Source organism: Shewanella sp. Isolate11 (assembly GCF_022398315.1).
Taxonomy (GTDB): Bacteria; Pseudomonadota; Gammaproteobacteria; order Enterobacterales; family Shewanellaceae; genus Shewanella.
In genome coordinates, this window is record NZ_JAKEVF010000001.1 from 635,138 (window position 1) to 655,446 (window position 20,309).

The 20,309-nt window shown below is 44.3% G+C and carries 17 protein-coding genes and 1 tRNA gene; 10 read left to right on the plus strand and 8 right to left on the minus strand.

The features are described from left to right. Positions 1-45 precede the first annotated feature (45 nt). The 6 genes from potA (at position 46) to L1D21_RS02780 (ending at position 8,646) form a co-directional block, all read left to right on the plus strand. Entirely contained in the window at positions 46-1,182 is a 1,137-nt protein-coding gene (potA, locus tag L1D21_RS02755) for a polyamine ABC transporter ATP-binding protein (protein ID WP_239843698.1), read from the plus strand. Positions 1,183-1,193: 11 nt separating this feature from the next. Further along, positions 1,194-2,102, plus strand: a complete 909-nt coding sequence (locus tag L1D21_RS02760) for an ABC transporter permease subunit (protein WP_239843699.1) — start codon at positions 1,194-1,196, stop codon at positions 2,100-2,102. Beyond that, positions 2,099-2,926 carry an ABC transporter permease subunit gene (locus tag L1D21_RS02765; RefSeq protein ID WP_239843700.1) on the plus strand — a complete coding sequence of 276 codons (828 nt, stop codon included), beginning with the start codon at positions 2,099-2,101 and terminating at the stop codon, positions 2,924-2,926. Before L1D21_RS02760 ends, L1D21_RS02765 begins: the two co-directional genes overlap by 4 nt. Before the next feature lie 99 nt (positions 2,927-3,025). Then, entirely contained in the window at positions 3,026-4,312 is a 1,287-nt protein-coding gene (locus L1D21_RS02770) for an FAD-binding oxidoreductase (protein WP_239843701.1), read from the plus strand. 186 nt (positions 4,313-4,498) lie between these two features. Then, a complete protein-coding gene (locus L1D21_RS02775) occupies positions 4,499-8,032 on the plus strand; it encodes an ATP-binding protein (RefSeq protein WP_239843702.1) in 3,534 nt (1,177 codons plus the stop codon). Beyond that, entirely contained in the window at positions 8,029-8,646 is a 618-nt protein-coding gene (locus tag L1D21_RS02780; protein WP_239843703.1) for a response regulator transcription factor, read from the plus strand. Before L1D21_RS02775 ends, L1D21_RS02780 begins: the two co-directional genes overlap by 4 nt. 69 nt (positions 8,647-8,715) lie before the next feature. On the opposite strand, the gene L1D21_RS02785 is transcribed toward L1D21_RS02780, so the two are convergent. The 7 genes from L1D21_RS02785 to rpsU form a co-directional block, all read right to left on the minus strand. After that, a complete protein-coding gene (locus L1D21_RS02785) occupies positions 8,716-9,918 on the minus strand; it encodes a S8 family peptidase (RefSeq protein ID WP_239843704.1) in 1,203 nt (400 codons plus the stop codon). Positions 9,919-9,929: 11 nt separating this feature from the next. Continuing rightward, positions 9,930-10,493: a hypothetical protein gene (locus L1D21_RS02790; RefSeq protein ID WP_239843705.1), complete on the minus strand. Its 564-nt coding sequence runs from the start codon at positions 10,491-10,493 to the stop codon at positions 9,930-9,932. A 1,108-nt stretch (positions 10,494-11,601) separates the two neighbouring features. Beyond that, positions 11,602-11,678 (minus strand) — tRNA-Ile (locus tag L1D21_RS02795). A gap of 192 nt (positions 11,679-11,870) precedes the next feature. Beyond that, positions 11,871-13,709, minus strand: coding sequence for an RNA polymerase sigma factor RpoD (rpoD, locus tag L1D21_RS02800; RefSeq protein ID WP_239843706.1), 1,839 nt, complete (start codon positions 13,707-13,709; stop codon positions 11,871-11,873). 126 nt (positions 13,710-13,835) lie between these two features. Continuing rightward, positions 13,836-15,563 carry a DNA primase gene (gene dnaG, locus L1D21_RS02805; protein WP_239843707.1) on the minus strand — a complete coding sequence of 576 codons (1,728 nt, stop codon included), beginning with the start codon at positions 15,561-15,563 and terminating at the stop codon, positions 13,836-13,838. 97 nt (positions 15,564-15,660) lie between these two features. Then, positions 15,661-16,104 carry a GatB/YqeY domain-containing protein gene (locus tag L1D21_RS02810; protein ID WP_239843708.1) on the minus strand — a complete coding sequence of 148 codons (444 nt, stop codon included), beginning with the start codon at positions 16,102-16,104 and terminating at the stop codon, positions 15,661-15,663. A 6-nt stretch (positions 16,105-16,110) separates the two neighbouring features. Continuing rightward, the gene (gene rpsU / locus L1D21_RS02815; protein WP_006080725.1) at positions 16,111-16,326 is read right to left on the minus strand and encodes a 30S ribosomal protein S21; all 216 of its coding nucleotides are present in this window, start codon (positions 16,324-16,326) and stop codon (positions 16,111-16,113) included. 314 nt (positions 16,327-16,640) lie between these two features. On the opposite strand from rpsU, the gene tsaD reads away from it, so the two are divergent. Next, entirely contained in the window at positions 16,641-17,654 is a 1,014-nt protein-coding gene (tsaD, locus tag L1D21_RS02820; protein ID WP_239843709.1) for a tRNA (adenosine(37)-N6)-threonylcarbamoyltransferase complex transferase subunit TsaD, read from the plus strand. A gap of 56 nt (positions 17,655-17,710) precedes the next feature. On the opposite strand, the gene plsY is transcribed toward tsaD, so the two are convergent. Continuing rightward, a complete protein-coding gene (plsY, locus tag L1D21_RS02825) occupies positions 17,711-18,319 on the minus strand; it encodes a glycerol-3-phosphate 1-O-acyltransferase PlsY (RefSeq protein WP_275658882.1) in 609 nt (202 codons plus the stop codon). Between the two features lie 298 nt (positions 18,320-18,617). On the opposite strand from plsY, the gene folB reads away from it, so the two are divergent. Genes folB through L1D21_RS02840 form a run of 3 tightly spaced genes read left to right on the plus strand, consistent with a single transcriptional unit; the run spans position 18,618 to position 20,290 of the window. Beyond that, entirely contained in the window at positions 18,618-18,971 is a 354-nt protein-coding gene (gene folB, locus L1D21_RS02830) for a dihydroneopterin aldolase (protein WP_239843710.1), read from the plus strand. A gap of 4 nt (positions 18,972-18,975) precedes the next feature. Next, positions 18,976-19,467: a 2-amino-4-hydroxy-6-hydroxymethyldihydropteridine diphosphokinase gene (folK, locus tag L1D21_RS02835; RefSeq protein ID WP_239844176.1), complete on the plus strand. Its 492-nt coding sequence runs from the start codon at positions 18,976-18,978 to the stop codon at positions 19,465-19,467. Positions 19,468-19,489: 22 nt separating this feature from the next. Further along, complete coding sequence (locus tag L1D21_RS02840) at positions 19,490-20,290, plus strand: undecaprenyl-diphosphate phosphatase (protein ID WP_239843711.1); 801 nt, start codon at positions 19,490-19,492, stop codon at positions 20,288-20,290. Positions 20,291-20,309: the final 19 nt, after the last annotated feature.

Genomic DNA, 20,309 nt, shown 5'->3' on the forward strand with positions numbered 1-20,309 from the left:
ATATTGCAGTAGGTGCCGACACGGCATTTTTTGTGGAGAAGTTATATGGCTAACAATTCGGGCGTCAACAATAAACCGACAACAAAGACGCAAGGAGAAGTGTTGCTGAAGATAGAAAGAGTCAGCAAGCTATTTGATGATGTACGCGCCGTGGATGATGTATCTTTGAACATTAATCGCGGGGAAATTTTTGCGTTACTCGGTGGTTCTGGCTCAGGTAAGTCGACCCTGTTGCGTATGTTAGCTGGTTTTGAAAAGCCTTCTGAGGGACGTATCTACTTAGATGGTGTGGATATCACAGATATGCCACCCTATGAGCGTCCTATCAATATGATGTTCCAATCCTATGCACTGTTTCCCCACATGACAGTGGCACAAAATATCGCTTTTGGTCTTAAGCAAGACAAGATGGCCAAAGCCGAAATTGAGCAGCGTGTGCAGGAGATGCTCAAGCTGGTTCATATGGAAGCCTACGCTAAGCGTAAACCCAATCAATTATCGGGTGGCCAACGCCAACGTGTGGCGCTTGCTCGATCACTGGCTAAGCGTCCCAAACTGTTGCTGCTTGATGAGCCAATGGGCGCATTGGATAAAAAATTACGTACCCAAATGCAATTAGAAGTGGTTGATATTCTTGAGTCGGTTGGCGTGACCTGTGTCATGGTGACCCATGATCAAGAAGAAGCCATGACCATGGCCGAACGCATCGCCATCATGAGTGATGGTTGGATTGTACAAACTGGCTCGCCAATAGATATCTATGAAAGCCCGGTTAACCGAATGGTGGCAGAGTTTATTGGCAGCGTGAACCTGTTTGAAGGCGATATTGTCGAAGATGAAGTGGATCACTTAGTGATTCAGTCTCCTAATATTCCTCAACGTTTCTATGTGGGTTATGGTGTTTCAACCAGTGTAGACAGCACTAAAGTCTGGTTAGCCGTACGTCCTGAAAAGACCCATGTTAGTCGTGAGCAACCCGCAGAAAATTACAACTGGTGTCAGGGACAGGTAGAAGATATCGCATATTTAGGCGGCATCTCTGTTTACTATATTCGCCTGAGTAACAAGCAATTAGTGCAATCAATGATGACTAACAGCGATCGCCGCTCAGATGCGCCTACCTGGGAAGAGCAAGTGTATGTTAGTTGGGAAGCCGATAGTGGTGTGGTATTGAGATCATGAGTGGGGCTAGCATGAAGAAAAAGCCATTAAAATTCAGGTTGCCCAAAGGGCAATGCTGGACCATAGGCGTACCTTACCTGTGGTTGTTGATGTTTTTTGCGTTGCCGTTTGCCATCGTACTCAAGCTCAGTTTATCGGTTCCAGCGATTGCTATTCCGCCCTATGAAGCTCTATATCAATATGCGGATGAGTCATTGCAGATCATGCTTAATCTGGGCAATTACATCTTGGTGTTTGAGGACTCCTTGTATGTTAATGCTTACCTTGGCTCGCTTAAGATGGCGTGTTTTACCACCTTAGGCTGTTTGTTGATTGGTTATCCAATGGCTTATGCTATTGCACGAGCACCAAAGCAACATCAAACCGTGTTGATCTTGTTGGTTATGTTGCCTTCTTGGACCTCATTTCTTATCCGTGTATATGCTTGGATGGGGATTTTGAGCAACAATGGCGTGATTAATAATGTATTGATGTGGTTAGGTGTTATCTCTGAACCTATTCAGATGCTCAACACCAACTTTGCGGTGTATATCGGTATTATTTATACCTATCTTCCCTTTATGATTTTGCCTCTGTACGCCAACTTATCTCAGCTTGATGGCAGCCTGCTTGAGGCCGCTGCCGACTTAGGTTCGCGTAGTTTAAATACCTTCTGGAAAGTGACGCTACCTTTGTCAAAAGGTGGAATTATCGCCGGGTCGATGTTGGTCTTTATTCCTGTTGTGGGTGAGTTTGTTATTCCTGAGCTATTGGGCGGCCCCGATTCCTTGATGATAGGTAAGGTGCTATGGCAAGAGTTCTTTAATAACCGTGATTGGCCTGTGGCCTCGGCGCTTGCCATTGTGATGCTGGCACTGTTGATTGTTCCTATTACGCTATTCCATCGTTACCAGTCGAGAAGTATGGAGAAAACGGTATGAGTAACAGACTAAGAAAATTTAGTTTTTCTACCATTATGCTTTGGGCTGGGATGTTCTTTCTGTACGCGCCAATGTTTATTTTGGTGTTCTACTCCTTCAACGAGTCAAAGCTAGTGACAGTTTGGGGAGGCTTTTCAACCAAATGGTATGGCGAGCTGTTTAGAGATGAACAGATTTTAGATGCGGTATGGACCAGCTTAAAGGTGGCATTTTTCTCCTCCAGTATGGCGGTTATTCTCGGCACTATGGCCGCTTTCGTAATGACGCGATTTGCTCGCTCTTGGGGCAAGATGACCTTGTCGAATATGATCACTGCACCTCTGGTTATGCCTGAAGTGATCACAGGTTTGTCATTGTTGTTGCTGTTTGTTCACATGGCAGATCTGCTCGGTTGGCCTGCAGAGCGAGGCTTACTAACGGTGTGGATTGCACACTCGACTTTCTGTGCAGCCTATGTAGCCGTAGTGGTGTCGTCACGGTTGCGCGAACTGGATATGTCGATAGAAGAAGCGGCCCAAGATTTAGGGGCGACACCGCTAAAAACCTTCTTTGCGATCACTGTGCCGATGATCTCTCCTGCACTCATTGCTGGCTGGTTATTGTCATTTAGTTTATCGCTGGATGATTTAGTGATTGCCAGCTTTGCATCGGGCCCTGGTGCAACAACCTTGCCTATGGTGGTGTTCTCCTCTGTGAGAATGGGGGTTTCACCTAAGATTAATGCCTTGGCAACGCTGATCATCTTGATGGTATCGCTCATTGCTTTCATCTCGTGGTATTTCGCAAGACGTGCCGACAAGCGCAGTAGAGTGGCAAGTGAATAACGGCCGATATTGTCTATAAACAACTCTGACAGATTGCAGTAATAACTGCTGCAATCTGTCGAATCCAGCATAACAAAAATAAAGATTTAGGTGGTTGATATGAACTGTACACCGCACGCTAACTCCTATTACGCCGCGTCTGCTAACAACAAGCAGTTACGGGCAAAATTGGCCGATAATATTGAAACCGATGTTTGTATCATTGGTGCTGGATACACAGGTTTATCGTCGGCAATTCATCTTCTTGAAGCGGGATTTAAGGTTACCGTGCTCGAGGCCGCTCGAGTCGGTTTTGGAGCTTCAGGTCGTAATGGTGGGCAAATCGTAAATAGCTTTAGTCGTGATATCGACACCATAGAAAAAACCGTGGGTGTTGAGCAGGGGAAATTGTTTGGTGAAATGGCTTTTGAGGGAGGCCGTATCATCAAGCATTTGGTGGCTAAATATAATATCCAATGTGACCTTAAAGACGGCGGTGTATTCGCTGCGCTAAATAATAAGCAAATGGGCCATCTTGAGTCACAAAAAGCCCTGTGGGAGAAGCATGGGCATCTAGGTCATCTTGAATTGCTCGATGCTTCAGGCATTCGTGGAGTGGTTGACAGTGAACGCTATATTGGTGGTTTACTCGATAAGAGCGGTGGTCATATTCACCCATTGAACCTTGCTTTAGGTGAAGCCGATGCGGTGGAGTCTTTAGGTGGACAGATCTTTGAAGATTCTGCGGTGATTAAAGTCGACCAAGGTGAAAGCCCTGTGGTTCATACCGCTGAAGGTTCGGTAAAGTGTAAGTTTGTTATCGTTGCCGGTAATGCTTATCTCAACGGGCTAATGCCTGAGCTACAGGCAAAGTCAATGCCTTGTGGTACCCAGGTGATCACCACTGAGCCACTGGATGAAGCGCTGGCGCAATCACTTTTGCCACAAGATTACTGTGTTGAGGATTGTAATTACCTATTGGATTACTTCCGCCTCTCAGGTGATAAGCGCCTTATTTACGGTGGTGGTGTCGTTTATGGTGCGCGCGATCCTGCCGATATCGAAGCGATTATTCGTCCTAAGATGTTGGAGACGTTCCCACAACTTAAAGATGTGAAAATTGATTTTACTTGGACAGGTAATTTTCTACTGACTTTGTCGCGCTTGCCACAGGTTGGGCGTATTGGCAGTAATATATACTATTCACAAGGTTGTAGTGGTCACGGTGTTACTTATACTCACTTGGCGGGGCAAATTCTCGCAGAGACCATTAATGGACAAGCCAAACGTTTCGATGCTTTTGCTAGCCTGCCACATTACCCTTTCCCTGGTGGACATATGCTGCAAGTACCATTCTCAGCGATAGGGGCTTGGTATTACAGCTTACGGGATAAATTGGGTATCTAATAACCCTATCATATCGACAACAGCCCGTTTATTGCGGGCTTTTTCTTATCGGTCTTAAAACAGTCGCATAGGTATCAATTAATCTGTAAATCATAGCTAAAGATGCACTTGTTAAAAAAATGTTTGTTGCAGCAGCTAGTTTGTTAGACTGTGATGTAATATCCATCACGGCGAGTTGATTCAGTAGTGTTCCATCTTATCTTTATCAGTCCTCTGCATCATGCCAAGCGGCCTTTGTTGCTGTCAGCTATCTTACTGTGTTGCTGCTTTTATCCGATACTGGTGCAGGCATCATCCCCACAAGTAATCAAACCTGATTATTTTCATCGTATGACAGCTCTGTCTACAGATGTACGCAATGGCCTGTCTGAAAACGCAGTAGAAGATCTCGCCAGAGATGAATATCAGCGGTTATGGGTAGCGACCCAAGATGGAGTTAACTTATTCGATGCTAATAAAATCAAAGTATTTAACAGTGGCCAAGCTCATTCGGGCTTATCTAATAGCTTTATCAATGATATTTATTCTGATGCTGCAGGAGGCATGTGGGTCGCATCTAATGGTGGTATAGATAGGATAGATACACATAATTATCAAATTGTTCAACACGCTCAGCATTTTGCCGGCAAAGGCGCTTTTGATCAGCTTTTTCGTTGGGATGAGCAGCATGTTGGATTCTTGCTCGGGACAGAACTCTACACCATCAATATCCATAGTTTTGCCATCACTAAGGTGCCTGTCACCACACCTGATATTAAGTCACTGGTTTTAGTCGATGGTAGCTTAATTCTTCAGCATGATACTGGGTTTTCATTACTAGATCCGCAAACATTGACGTTAACTGCACGACAGATTTCGCCAGTATTATCAGATGAGGTGATTAATTTTACTCTCGACGAACGCGGCGATTTATGGCTAGTGACAACCGAGGGGGTCGTGCATCGATGCGATGCAGCAGACCGTTGTCAGAAACTGCAATTTAGCGATGGTGAAGGTAACGATGCAACGGTAGGTAGTTTGCTTTTTCAGCAAGGCACCATGTATTTGGTGAGTAACTTGGGGCTGTTTATTCTCGACGCCCAATTAAGTCATGTCAGCTTATTGCAGACAGGTCATCAGTGGAGGGTGTTTTCAGAGCGGCCTTTTCACCATGTACTACTGGTGACAGCCGAGCAAGATATTTTTGTTGGTACCATGGGAGGGTTGTATTTTCTGTCATCTAACTTTAGCCACTTATCTGGTGCAGTCGATACCGATGAAATTTTTGATCAAGAGTTAGTTGGCGTATCGACATTTAACACCGAAGAGGGAGAAGCACTGGCGGTTACTGGCACTAGAGAACTAATTCTTTTAAAAGAGGATTTAGGCCGTTTGGAGGTATTAAAGCGGCTTGCTTATCCAAAAGATTTTGAGCCGTTTACTTTTATCGAGGCCGGTGAACATAGATATCTGAGTTCGTTTCGTTCAGGTTCATTGTTATTGACTGCTCAAGGTTGGCTGCCGTTGGAACAAATGGTTCCAGAATTATTGGGCAATACTAATATTCTTACCGATGTATTGGAGTTAGCCACGGGCGAGCGATTATTGTTGTTTACCAGTGAGCTGATACTGATAACGCCTTCGGATGGTAAATATAACATCCGCTGGCGGGTTGGATTAAATACTGACATTGCCTACGATATCGAGTACCAGCATCAGCAGTTGCTGATTGCCACCTTGGAAGATGGACTCATGGTAGCACCATGGACCGATAAAATGCAGCCACCTGAAAACTGGCAGTCATTGATGCAAGATGTCATGTTGGCGGACTTAAAGCAGACTGCTAATGAACTGATTGCGATGACGGTTGGTGACGGTATCTGGAGGCTCAACAATACTCCCGAGGGCTGGCAAGCTACGCCACTGGAAAGTAACAGCCGTTTATTAAATGCTACCATTTTGTGTATGACGCCTTACGCTGAGAATAATGGCTGGTTAGTGACGACCAATAATGGCGTGGTGATTTACGATGAACAGCTTAATTTGCAACAAATCCTCACCATCAATGATGGATTAAGTCACAGAGAGAATGTCCAGTTTGCTTGTACCAGCTTCAATAACAAAGCGGTGGCAGTAGGGTTACGAGGCATGACCATTTTTCACAAGGCTATCGCCATTAAAGAGCAGGCTAAATTAAGTTGGTTAGGGGCTTGGGTTGATGGTGAACCTATACCGATGAATTACACTAGGCATAATTTTATTGCACCTGATCAGCTGAATTTTAGGTTTGCTGTAGGGCCATTACCGCTGAATGCCCATACTGATTTTCAGTATCGATTTGCCAATAGTGAGACATCCTGGCGGCCGTTAGACGATACGCTTTTAAGTTTGTCCTATTTGGCGTCAGGTGATTATCACCTTGAGATCCGCGGCAAACTGTATAATGGCAGTTTTACTAATACCTTGAGTGTCCCCTTTAAAATTAGCCCACCAATATGGAAGCAAAATTTTGCTTTAGTACTGTATGTGGTTATTGGGCTGTTGATTATCAACTGGATTTTTCATCTGCGTTGGCAGGCACAAAAAGAGCGAGTGGTGTTGCTTGAGGCGCAAAAGCTGCTGCAGGATAATTACACTAAAGAATTGGAGTCTCAGGTAAAACAGCGCACCGAAGAATTGAAATTAAAACAAAAAGAAGCGTTGAAATTACAAAGGGATAAAGCCAGTTTTATTATTGGTGCTAGTCACGATTTGAAGAATTTAGTGGGCTTATTGCGGCTTAACCTTGCCAGTCTGAAAGACAAGCAGGAGTTCGAGTATCAGGCTTTAGACAATGTGACTGAAACCCTGTCTGATTTAACCGAAAATATCACCCAATTGTCTAAGATGGATGCAGGGGCTATTTCTCCGGTGATGGTTGTTGTGGAGCTAGCCCCATTATTGAATAGCATTCAGCGGCAATTTTCACCGGCTTGCCAGGCAAAAGAGATACAGTTTGAACTGACGTGTGAGCCACAGCTGTTTGTTAAAACTGACCCTCATTTACTCGCGCGCATTTTGCATAATCTCATCGATAATGCGATTAAAAATTTACCGTCAGGCAGTGAAATTGTGTTAGCGGCTAGTGCTCAAAACTCAGATTGCATTATTAAAGTCAGAGATAATGGTACCGGTTTACCTGCAGAAATAAAGCAAACTTGGCCAGTTCCTTTTTGGCGTGGCACGGACCAATACTCGGGTAGTGGCCTTGGTTTATTTGTCGTTTCTAAGATAGCTCAACTACTTAGTATAAGTGTAAAGTTAGATGAACATCATCAAGGCGCCTGCTTTATTCTCAAACTTCCACGTGAACAAAAATTATGCGAATCTAATGCACTGCATAAAGCTCATATCATTGCGTTGATCGAAGACGATCCACAGCAAAGATTATGGCTTGAGCAGAAACTGAATAATCATGGATATCAGGTTGACAGTTTTGCCAGTATAAAAGCATTTGAACTGGCTAAATCACAAGATTATGCCGCGATTTTGTCTGATATAGATTTAGAAGATGACATCGATGGTATTGAAGCTTTGCCTCTTTATCGGAAGCGAATGCAAGATAAGGGGCTTGTTATATACATCTCAGGTCATTTAGCGGCTAGGAGTCGCATCGATGGGCAAAGTAGAGTGTATTTTCTACCTAAACCCTTGAAGCTACTTAAGCTGTTTAATTTGTTAAAACAAGGTATTAAAAATTGACTCAGATACATATTGCTTTAGCTGATGATCACCCGTTATTTGTTTACGCTATTAAAGAAAAACTCAAAAAAACAATTAAATCCATTACCCTAGAAGAAGCTCGCAATTATCAAGAGTTGTTTCGTATCGTTCAACGCGCCGAGCAGAGTTTAGATCTAGTGATTGTGGATTTATCCATGCCTGGCTCTGAAGGGCTGCAAGGTATTCGCTATATCAGTGAGACATATCCTTCCGTTCCGATCCTAGTGGTCAGTGGCCACGATGACTTTTCCACTCGCCAAAGTTGTTTAGATGCAGGCGCTAGTGAGTTTGTTTCTAAGAGTGAGTGTGAAACTACGCTCATTGAGTCAGTGTGTAATATGATCACTGAAGAGTTTCAAGAGGTGGAAGATAATACTTCTTCCATTGAAAGTGATATTGCTAAGATGAACCTTACACCGAGTCAGAAAAAAGTACTGGCGTTGTTATCAAATGGCCTGAGTAATAAGTTAATCGCGAGAGACTTGAAAATATCAGAGAAGACGGTACGTATTCATGCATCAGCGATTTATAAACAACTTGGTGTTGAGAACCGCACTCAAGCGGCTATAAAGTATAAAACTGTAAGTATTTAAATTTAGAATCAATAAATAAAAAAGGAGCCAAATGGCTCCTTTTTTTGTTAGTAAGCTAAAGGAGAAAAGTTATTTAACGCCTTTACCATTACAAGTGTTGGTCATTAGGTAATCGTAAGCCGCTTTCGCTTGTACTAAACCATAACCATATTTGTAATCACGGCCTGGCTCACCTAAGTCTTTCGCCGAAGCGGTAAGCGCATTACGGATCTCGAAGTTGTTACACTGTGGGAAGTGGCTCCATACCAGCGCAGCTACACCCGCTACATGTGGTGAAGCCATTGAGGTACCTGACATAAAAACATGTCCTGGACCAGCTTCTTCACCGATGAGATTTTCATCTTCATCATAAATGCCAACTTTTATATAGGTTGAGGCAACATCTACCCCCGGTGCTGCAAGTTCAACCTTAGCTGTGCGTTGAGAGAAATAAGCCCACTCTTCCGCGTCATCAACCGCAGCAACTGACATCACTGAGTCATAAGAAGCTGGATAGTTATGAGTTGCTGCTTCATCATTACCTGCAGCGGCAATAGATAGAATGCCCATGCGCTCAATTCGGTCGAATGCACGTTGTTCAACTTTGGTTTCAAATGCGCTACCTAGACTCATGTTGATCACATCGGCACCACCATCGGCACAAGCATAAGCTGCACCAGCAATATCCGAAGCGTATGACCAACCACCTTCATCGTTAAATACGCGCACGATGTAAAGTGACGCCTCATTTGACCCAAGTACACCAGCAACGCCACCATTACCATCGACCGCGGCGATAGTACCGGCTACGTGAGTTCCATGGCCATTGCCGTCTTGATACCAAGAGCCAGCTCCTTCGTCAGTACCATCTACATCACCTTGAGGTAAATCTGGGTGACCTAGATAGTAACCGGTATCCATGATACATACTTTTTTGCCGCCCATGAACTCAAGCTGATCTGCTTGTACCATTGGTAGGCCATAAGGGGTGTAATCGCTAAAACCACTGTACTTAACATCTAAAGGAACTGCTTTACGTGGCGCATCAATTTCAATCGATTTTACCACTTTGCTATTTTTAATTTGGGCAAAGCCTTCATAGCTTACAACGGCTGCAAAAGCGTTGTCTTGGTCGAGCTCAACTTTGATGTTACCACCAGCATTTTTGACTTCATTCATTAATGCTTGCTTGTTGCCATTGTTGTATTCAAATACTAGGCGAATATCTTTAGCTTCTGCGTGAGCTGCAAATGCGCCCGTGATCATTAGCGATATTAATGATTTCTTTAACATTTGACTGCTCCTTATTCTTCTGTGCTAGTTGAGGTTTCTGCTTTACCTGGGCAAGCATGTTCTTGGATATTGCCGCTCACAGTGCCTCCATTTATGTAAGTTTGGTAAGGACCGGTGCTCAACGCTAATAATGTGATAGCGCCATGGAAGTTACCTTTACCTTCGCCGGTATCAAAGAAACAAGCTTTACCTGTACCTTCACCTGGAGCAGCAGGGTTAGTTGAAGAGTAAGTGAAATGCGCTTCGTATTGGTTCTCGCAGCTACACTCGTCTGCTGGATCCATATCGGCATTCATTGTCATTGCACAGAATCCAACGTTAGTGATTTCGGCTTTTAATTTCACGCCGCCGATATCTTCAAAGTCGATAGCGCTTTTGTCGTGAAAGTTCATTTGACCAGAGACTTCCCCGTCACATTTTTCTGCTTTAAAAGTCAGTACTGCTTTGTCTGCACCGCCGGCAGAGTTCAGGGTTCCACCACCAGTGAATTTAGCATCACCAATAAGTTCACAACCAGTTAATGCTGTGCCTGCAAGAGCCATCATGGCTAAAACTGTTAATTTTTTTTGGAACATTACTTCCTCTCCCACATATTTTATTATTGTGCTACTCGATTTATTCAGATGCCGTATCCTGATATTGCTGAACTGATTAAAAGTCGCGCTTTTTTAATCCTAGTAATGGGAGCCTGCCTGTAGAACCTTCCCATTTCTGTCACAACAATATCGATAATCGAATAGAGCTTAATACAAGTTGGACGGTTTGAATTTGCTCTAACTCTAGAGGTTGTTAACAAACTGATAACCTGTTGAATCGAGTCTAGGGCTGTTAAAAAAATACTAAAATAGGACTGATGGCGTACATGCTAGGGTAAATGTCCTATGTGTTATTTGATGCGTACATTTAACTTGCTGATCTAAGGTCATTCCATAGTTTTGTGTTACTTTTTGTTTACAGTTGAAATAATTTTGTTTGTCGAGTTTATAGACAATATATGTGCGTTTGGGGCTGGGATTGTCGGGAAAATAAGCGTTTTTTATTCGACAAGAGTGAGTATTAATTGCACCGAACTGCCAAGAAAAAGGTCATTTTCAGTGCAATTAATACAGTGATGTTGATTTATGTATTGATGAAAATTTTATTTAGCCAAAAGTTTTTCGACGTTGATGATAGGGTTATCAGTGTTAGGTTAGGGAATGCTTGAGTTCGTATTTATCTAAAATATTCCTATCCGGGCGTGTTGATCTTTGCTGTTTAGTTTTTGTTCGCGGCCAAAGTGTTTTAATTGTGGCATGAGGTGTGATGCCTAGTCATCTAAGCAACTCAGCTCATAATAAAGAGTAAAATACTTTTAACCGAACCTATTAGGCAGCGTTTGTTGTCATTTTAGTGCGTTAGCACTGTTGTCATTTGGAATAACCACACATCAAAAGTGATGTATTTTATCAATACCCAACAAACCGCTGAAAAAGCAAACTTGAAAGGTCAACTTGCCCAAGTTGTAGTGCTCAAGTAATTAAGTGCTTATTTTGAGGACTAATTCAGTCGATGAAAGATTTATAGATGGAGGGATACGATGTTTTTTAATGCGACTTTGAGCACTACAGCTCCCATTAGAGCACCCGGTATCTCATAAAACGAAAAAGGCGTAGTAGGTATTAACCTACTACGCCTTATCTGAATTGGTGGCCCCTCACAGACTTGAACTGTGGACCTAACGATTATGAGTCGTGTGCTCTAACCAACTGAGCTAAGGGGCCGACTTTTGATAGTCGTCACTATCGAAAGCGCAAAAGAGTATACGAGGTTTGTTTGTGCTTGTCACCCCAGAATATTGCGCAAAGCCTCAGTTTTAATTCAATTGGTTATCTGTTAATCAATCTGAATTTTGCTGTGATTGAAAACAAAAAAGCCCAGCGTGAGCTGGGCTTTGAATAGATTACTTACAAGTGTTACTCATCGAGGAACGACTTTAAGATCTCAGAGCGAGAAGGGTGACGCAGTTTACGCAGCGCTTTAGCTTCAATCTGACGAATACGCTCGCGGGTTACGTCAAACTGTTTGCCCACTTCTTCGAGGGTATGGTCAGTATTCATGTCGATACCAAAACGCATACGCAGTACTTTTGCTTCACGGGCAGTTAGGCCTGCAAGTACTTCGTGTGTTGCGTTCTTTAAGCTTTCGCCAGTGGCCGAATCTAATGGTAATTCGAGGGTGGTATCCTCGATAAAATCACCTAAATGCGAATCTTCATCATCGCCGATAGGGGTTTCCATTGAGATAGGCTCTTTAGCGATCTTAAGTACCTTACGGATCTTATCTTCTGGCATCAACATGCGCTCAGCTAGCTCTTCTGGTGAAGGCTCGCGTCCCATCTCTTGTAGCATTTGACGAGAGATACGGTTGAGCTTGTTGATGGTTTCGATCATGTGCACCGGAATACGGATAGTTCTGGCTTGGTCTGCGATCGAGCGAGTGATCGCCTGACGGATCCACCAAGTTGCATAAGTCGAGAACTTATAACCACGACGATATTCGAACTTATCTACCGCTTTCATCAGACCGATGTTACCTTCTTGGATCAGATCCAGGAACTGTAAGCCACGGTTGGTGTACTTTTTAGCAATCGAGATAACCAGACGTAAGTTGGCTTCAACCATCTCTTTCTTGGCACGGCGAGCCTTAGCTTCACCGATAGACATACGACGGTTGATATCTTTGATCGCGGCAATGGCTAAACCGGTTTCATTTTCGATAGCATCAAGCTTGGCACGACAACGTTGTACGTCATCCGCAACCATCTCAAGGCCTTCAGCATAAGGTTTCTTAGCTGCAAGTTCTTCGTTAAACCATTCGATGCTGCTTTCGTTTGAGGTGTAAACCTTAACGAAGTTTTTCTTTGGCATCTTAGCTTGTTCAACACAAAGCTTCATGATGAGGCGCTCTTGTACACGCACTTTATCCATCATTTCACGCATGTTTTTCACAAGGCGATCGAACTGTTTTGGTACCAGACGGAACTCTTTAAAAATCTCACCGATTTCAAACAGTGAAGCCGTTGCTTGAGGATGTGAACGGCCCTTGTCTGCGATGATTTTTAGCGTACGCTCGTGGGCATCACGCAGTTGAGTGAAACGCTCACGCGCTTCTTCTGGGTCTGGACCTTTAGGCGTATCATCTTCTTCCTCTTCGTCATCATCTTCGTCCTCGTCATCTTCATCGTCGAGGTCGTCATCTGATAATTCAGAGCCAATATGAGTTGCTGTTGGGGCAACGTCTTCGGCGTTAGGATCAACAAATCCAGAGATAATGTCTGATAGTCTGACTTCTTCTGCTTCGTAGCGGTCGTATTGCTCAAGGATCATGGCGATCGCTTGTGGATATTCGGCTACTGAGGCTTGAACTGTATTAATCCCTTCTTCGATACGTTTAGCGATAACAATCTCGCCTTCACGGGTCAGAAGTTCAACCGTACCCATTTCACGCATATACATACGTACAGGGTCAGTGGTTCGTCCAAGCTCAGCTTCTACCGTTGCTAGTGCAGCGGCAGCTTCTTCTGCAGCATCCTCATCGGTGCTGTCTTCAGACATCATGATCTCATCGGCATCCGGCGCCTGCTCGTAGACGCGAATACCCATGTCATTAATCATCTGGATAATATCTTCGATTTGGTCAGAATCGACCATATCTGCAGGTAAGTGATCGTTCACTTCTGCATAGGTTAAATAACCTTGCTCTTTACCTTTGGCAAGCAACAATTTAAGTTGCGACTGCGGAGTATGCTCCATAGATATCATCCAAGTTGGGTAACTGTTAAACGACGGACACCGAGTGCCGCGCAAATCGTCAATTATAGCCGTGTGTGTATGGCTGTGCTAGTCCAAGTCATTACTTATTGAGACAAATTTCACTCTTTAAGTTTGGCCTTGCATCACAGCGATGAGCTTTTTCAGCTGCATTCTTTCTTCTTTAGTATGCTGCTGTTTTAAGCTCAGCTCCTGATATCGTTGCTCAATATATTGGTTGTTCAACCAAATCAGGGCTTTTTTGAACTCTTGCTGCAAATTTTCATCCGCCACTTGATGTTCCCATTGGGTTAGTTTTTTCAGGGTGTTTATCTGTTCGTCACCTCTGAACTGTTCAAGTAGTTGTGCGCTGTTTTGCTTGCTCGCTCGAGTTCTATCTAATAAGAGGGTCAGCAAATCTATGCCTGCCATCTTGATATGTTTTAGCGCAGGTTGCTCAGGTAATTCAAAACCTAAGTGTGGATGTTGAACCAACAGAGCGATGGCTAATCGCAATGGGGTTCCACGTCCTTTCAGCGCTTTATTCTGTAGCGGTTGACTCTGTTTTTTAGCTTTAAAGCCGAGTTTTCGCTGCAGTTCTTCTGCACTGTTCATTCCCAATTTATAAGCCAGATTATCCAGCAATAAACTTTGAAGAACGGTATCTTGTACTTTTTCGATCAATGCCATGGCTTGTTTAGCTAATGTGCCTTTATCGGCACCATATCGACTGGCTAAAGTATCGAATAAAAATTCAGGTAACAGTTTGGCCTGGCTAATTAATGTTTCAAAAGCTGGCTTACCAATTTGCCTGATCAATGAATCAGGATCTTCGCCTTCAGGTAAGAAAATAAACTTAACCTGATCGCCGGGTTTTAACAGTGGCAGGGCGGTTTCTAGTGCGCGCCATGCGGCTTCGGTTCCCGCTTTGTCACCGTCATAGCAACAGATCACTTCTTTAGCGCTACGTAATAATAGCTGGAATTGATCGGCGGTGGTCGATGTGCCTAATGAAGCAACGGCGTAATCCACATCAAACTGGGCCAAAGCGACCACGTCCATATACCCTTCGACAATTAATATCTGATTAGGGTCCCGGTGACGCTGTTTTAGCTCATACAAACCATAAAGTTCATAGCCTTTATGAAATATGGGCGTTTCTGGCGAATTCAAGTATTTTGGCGTGCCGTCCCCGAGAACGCGTCCACCAAAACCGATAACTCGGCCACGTCTGTCACGGATAGGGAACATGAGTCGGTCACGAAAACGGTCGTAGCGTTTGCCTGAGTCATTTTCGATCACCATGCCTGCCGTGAGCAGCTTGTCTTGTGAATCTTGGTTTTGGCGATAACGACTTAGTAGTCCATCCCAACCATCGGGAGCAAAACCAATATTGAAGTGCTTAATCACTTCATCTGATAGTCCACGATGACTTAAATAATCGAGGACTTTTTGTTTGTCTGTATGCTGTCGTAGTTGGCTTTGATAGAACAGGCTTGCTTCTTCCATCAATTGATAGAGATCACGGCTTAAGCCTTCGTCTCGGCGCTTACCTGTACCTTGTTCGCGTGGTACTTCAAGGCCAAGCTGACCGGCGAGTTCTTCAATGGCATCAACAAAATCGAGTCGGTCATATTCCATGACGAAATCGATAGCATTGCCATGGGCGCCACAGCCGAAGCAATGGTAAAACTGTTTATCTCGACTTACGGTAAACGAGGGCGATTTTTCGCTATGGAAAGGGCAACAGGCAGAATGATTTTTGCCCGCCTTTTTAAGGGGGACCTTAGCATCGATAAGATCGACAATATCGGTGCGAGCTACAAGCTCATTGATAAAATCACGAGGTATCGCCATTGCTATATAAATGCCGCCTTTTTCGCGAAACAAAACAAAATAGTATAAACAAACAAGCCGCGCTAAAGCACGGCTTATTCATACATTAGAAACTAAATTACTGCAGATTTGCCTTGATCATAGCGCCAATTGCCGCCATGTCAGCTCGTCCTTGTACCTTAGGTTTTAATGCTCCCATTACTTTGCCCATATCCGCCATGGATGATGCTCCTACCTGTTTGATAGTTGCATTGACTAGCTCAGCGACCTCTTCTTGTGAAAGCGGTTTTGGCAGGAAAGTTTCAAGAACTTGAATCTCACTTGCCTCTGCTTGGGCTAGCTCGTCACGTCCGGCTGCTTCATATTGAGCAATCGAATCGCGACGCTGTTTAACCATTTTGGTTAAGACAGCTATGGCTTGATCGTCAGTCAGAGTTTCGCGGTTATCCACTTCAATCTGTTTAACGGCAGCCAATGCCATACGAATTGTACCTAAGCGTACCTTATCTTTGGCACGCATAGCATCTTTCATTTGGTCTTTTAGCTGATCAACTAGGCTCATAAGAGATTAGTATAAACGTACGCGACGCGCATTTTCACGAGAAAGCTTCTTAGCAAGACGCTTAACTGCAGCGGCTTTAGCGCGCTTACGTGCAGTAGTTGGCTTCTCGTAAAATTCACGAGCACGAACGTCGGCTAAGATACCAGCTTTTTCACAAGAGCGCTTGAAACGACGTAAAGCTACGTCAAATGGTTCATTTTCACGTACTTTAATAATTGGCATACGCCATCACCCCTTAGGTGTAGGTTGTATTGAGTTAATTGCTTAACCCAAGTTAATTTAAAAATGGTGCGGAATTCTATACCGACAGCTTACCCTTTGTAAACCCCTTTATAGCGATCCTATTAGCGATCTTTTCCGACACATAGGGATAAGTTTAGCATTTTTCGTCTTTATCGGCGTGTTCACTGTCAGGTCTTTAGGCGAAGCGAAGCAGTTTTAACGGCTATTTACTGAGAACCCTATTGAACAGGTTGGTATAATTTCGATTGAACAGGTAAAATTGGCCGCCACATTATTTGAGTAGACAGGATCCAATGCGAGTTATAGGTATAGAGACATCTTGCGATGAAACAGGCATTGCCGTTTATGATGATGAGCAAGGTTTGTTATCACATACGCTTTACAGCCAAGTAAAATTACACGCCGATTATGGCGGAGTGGTGCCCGAATTGGCGTCTCGCGATCATGTTCGTAAAATCGTGCCTTTAATAAAGCAAGCGTTGAAAGACGCTAACTGTACTCAAGATGATATCGACGGCATAGCGTATACCAAAGGGCCTGGATTGGTTGGAGCCTTATTAGTGGGGGCGTGCGTAGGTCGTTCACTTGCTTTTGCTTGGGGGAAACCGGCTGTTGGTGTGCATCATATGGAAGGTCATTTGTTGGCGCCAATGCTCGAAGATGATGTGCCTGAGTTTCCATTTTTAGCCCTGCTTGTCTCTGGTGGTCACTCAATGATGGTGGCTGTTGAAGGGATTGGTCGTTACGAAGTGCTGGGAGAATCGGTGGATGATGCCGCCGGTGAGGCTTTCGATAAAACTGCTAAATTGATGGGGCTGGATTATCCTGGTGGCCCAAGATTATCTAAATTGGCGGCTCAAGGTGAGCCCGATTGCTATCGTTTTCCAAGACCTATGACTGACCGTCCCGGCTTGGACTTTAGTTTTTCGGGCCTTAAAACCTTTGCTGCCAATACCATTGCCAGTGAGCCGGATGACCAGCAGACTCGCGCTAACATTGCTCGCGCCTTTGAAGAGGCGGTTGTGGACACCTTAGCGATTAAGTGTAAAAGAGCCTTAAAGCAAACGGGTTATCATCGTTTAGTTATTGCTGGCGGTGTGAGTGCAAATAGCCGCTTAAGAGCCTCTTTAGCTGAAATGATGCAAAACCTCGGTGGCCAAGTCTATTATCCTCGAGGTGAATTCTGTACCGATAATGGTGCCATGATTGCCTATGCGGGAATGCAGCGACTTAAAGCGGGGCAAATAGAAGATTTAGCAGTAAAAGGTATGCCACGTTGGCCACTGGATTCGTTGCCTGCGGTCTAAGCTTATTTCGTTCTGTAGAATGATGTTGCTAGAGCAGTTTTGAAACAGTGATGTGGTCAACCTTTGTCGTGTTTCTTTCTAGAGACTTTCGACTCTTCTCCTCGACGTAGTCGGTGAATGTTTTCTCTGTGTCTGATAACGATTAGCAGAGAAAGCATGGCGACTGGCAAGGTGAAGCGTTCGTCAAAATACCAAGTGTAGAGCGGTGCAAGCAGTGCTGTGATTATCGCTGCCAATGAAGAGTAGCGGCAGATTAATACTAGTACTACCCATGTAGCCATAAGTGATAAGGATAGATCGGCACCAATGGGCGCCATGGCACCAAAGGCGGTGGCGACACCTTTGCCGCCTTTAAACTTGAAGAAAATGGGAAATATGTGACCCAAACAGGCTGCAATAGCGATAACGCCAAGCGCCACGGCATCTACGCCTAACCGGAAAGCCACGTAGGCGGGAATTGCGCCTTTGAGCATATCAAATAGCAGCACCATAGCCGCAGAACTTGCACCACCAATGCGCAACACGTTAGTGGCTCCTGGATTACCAGAGCCTTGGCTGCGAGGATCGGGTAATCCACGTAGGCGACACACTAGCACAGCGCTTGAAATTGACCCGGCCAAATAGGCAGTCAAGACCATCGCTAGAGTCAGCAGTGTTAAGCTCAAATTGGTTTCCTTATCCTTCTTAAGGTATTATCGCGACCTAGCATTGAGGCCGTCGTTTAAACCTAGTATTTTATTGCATTAGTGAATGAAGCAATTGTAATGAGTGCTGGGATCTTATTATGGGTGCTCACTACCCCTGTTTCATTGCCATTACAGCAGCTTATCCTACTTGGCTTTGCCGCTGTACGGAAGGGGAAATCGCAGTTATCTTCGCCATTTTGCGATTATATCAAGCTTGCGCATATTAGCTTATTAGACCTCTTTTGAACCACATTAACACGGCCTATAGGGAGACATTATGGACAAGGTGCTAATTTCACAACTTAAAGTGGAAACCGTCATTGGTATTTATGAGTGGGAAAAGCAAATTCATCAGACCTTGCTTATTGATCTCGAAATGGCTTGGGATAATCGTCAGGCCGCAAGTAGTGATGATTATCAATATGCGCTCTGCTATGAAACGGTATCGAATCGCTTAACGGCGTTGATCACCGAAAAACCTATTGGCCTCATTGAGACGATCGCTGAGATGTGTGCCACCTGTGTTATGACTGAGTTCGATGTGCCTTGGGTGAAAGTTAAAGTGATGAAGCCTGGTGCAGTGCCTTCTGCGCAAGCCGTCGGTGTCGAAATTCAACGAGGTCATCTATAACTTCATGGCACGTATTTATATAAGTATTGGTAGTAATATTGAAGCAGAACGTTATTTTAATTCTGCGCTGGCGGCCATTAATTTCCATTTTTCTAATTTAACCTTGTCTTCGGTGTTTGAAAGTGAAGCAGTTGGGTTTAATGGCAGTAATTTTTTGAACATGGTGGTTGCCGCCGATACTGAATTGGATATTGATCAAGTGGTTGGTTTATTTAAGCGTATCGAGCTAGATAACGGCCGCCAAGTGGGAGCCAAAAAGTTTAGTCCGCGCACCTTAGATCTCGACCTGCTACTGTACGATGATTGGGTTGTCACTGAACCTGTGGAATTGCCGCGTGCTGAGATCACCACAAACGCATTTGTATTATGGCCTCTCGCTGAAATTGCCCCAGAATTGCAACATCCCATCAAGCAACAAGATTACCAAACCCTTTGGGGTGAGTATGATAAGTCACAGCAAAAACTTTGGCCTATCGAATTTAACTGGTCGTTTTAAACTTTTTTAGTCAAGGATTTACATGGACACTTTTCAGGTCGTTGTACTGGCTCTAATCCAAGGCCTCACTGAATTTTTACCTATTTCTAGCTCAGCGCATCTTATTCTTCCTGCACAGTTACTCGATTGGCAAGACCAAGGACTAACTTTCGATGTGGCGGTAAATACCGGTAGTTTGTTGGCTGTGGTGATCTATTTTCGCCATGAATTATGGTCGATGTTTACCGCTTGGACTGGCAGTGTGGCGACTCGTAAGCAAACGCAGGAAAGCAAGTTGGCGTGGTGGATCATCCTCGCGACGATACCTGCTGTCGTCGTGGGCTTTACTGCAAAAGGATTTATCGAAACTCATTTACGTAATATTGAGGTGATAGCCTTCACCACCATAGTGTTTGGTTTACTGTTATGGTGGGCCGATAAAATGACCCGTGAAGGTTTTACTGAATTTCAGGTTGGCTGGAAGAAAGCCTTAGTTATCGGTGTGGCGCAGGCGATGGCGCTGATACCCGGAACTTCGCGTTCAGGTGCGACAATCACTGCCGCGCTGATGTTAGGCCTTAGCCGCGAAGCTGCGGCACGTTTCTCTTTCTTGATGTCGGTTCCAGTTAGTCTCGGCGCGGCGATTTTGGTGGTTAAAGATTTAGTCGAGAGCGGCCAAAGTATCGATATGCATGCGTTAGCCTTAGGAACCGTTATCTCATTTGTTTCGGCTTATCTGTGTATTCATTATTTCTTGAAGATCATTAGCCGCATGGGGATGACACCTTTTGTTATCTACCGTTTAGCCTTGGGTGCCGTGTTATGTGGCGTTCTTTTTCTGTAAGTGCCAATTTGCTTAATCG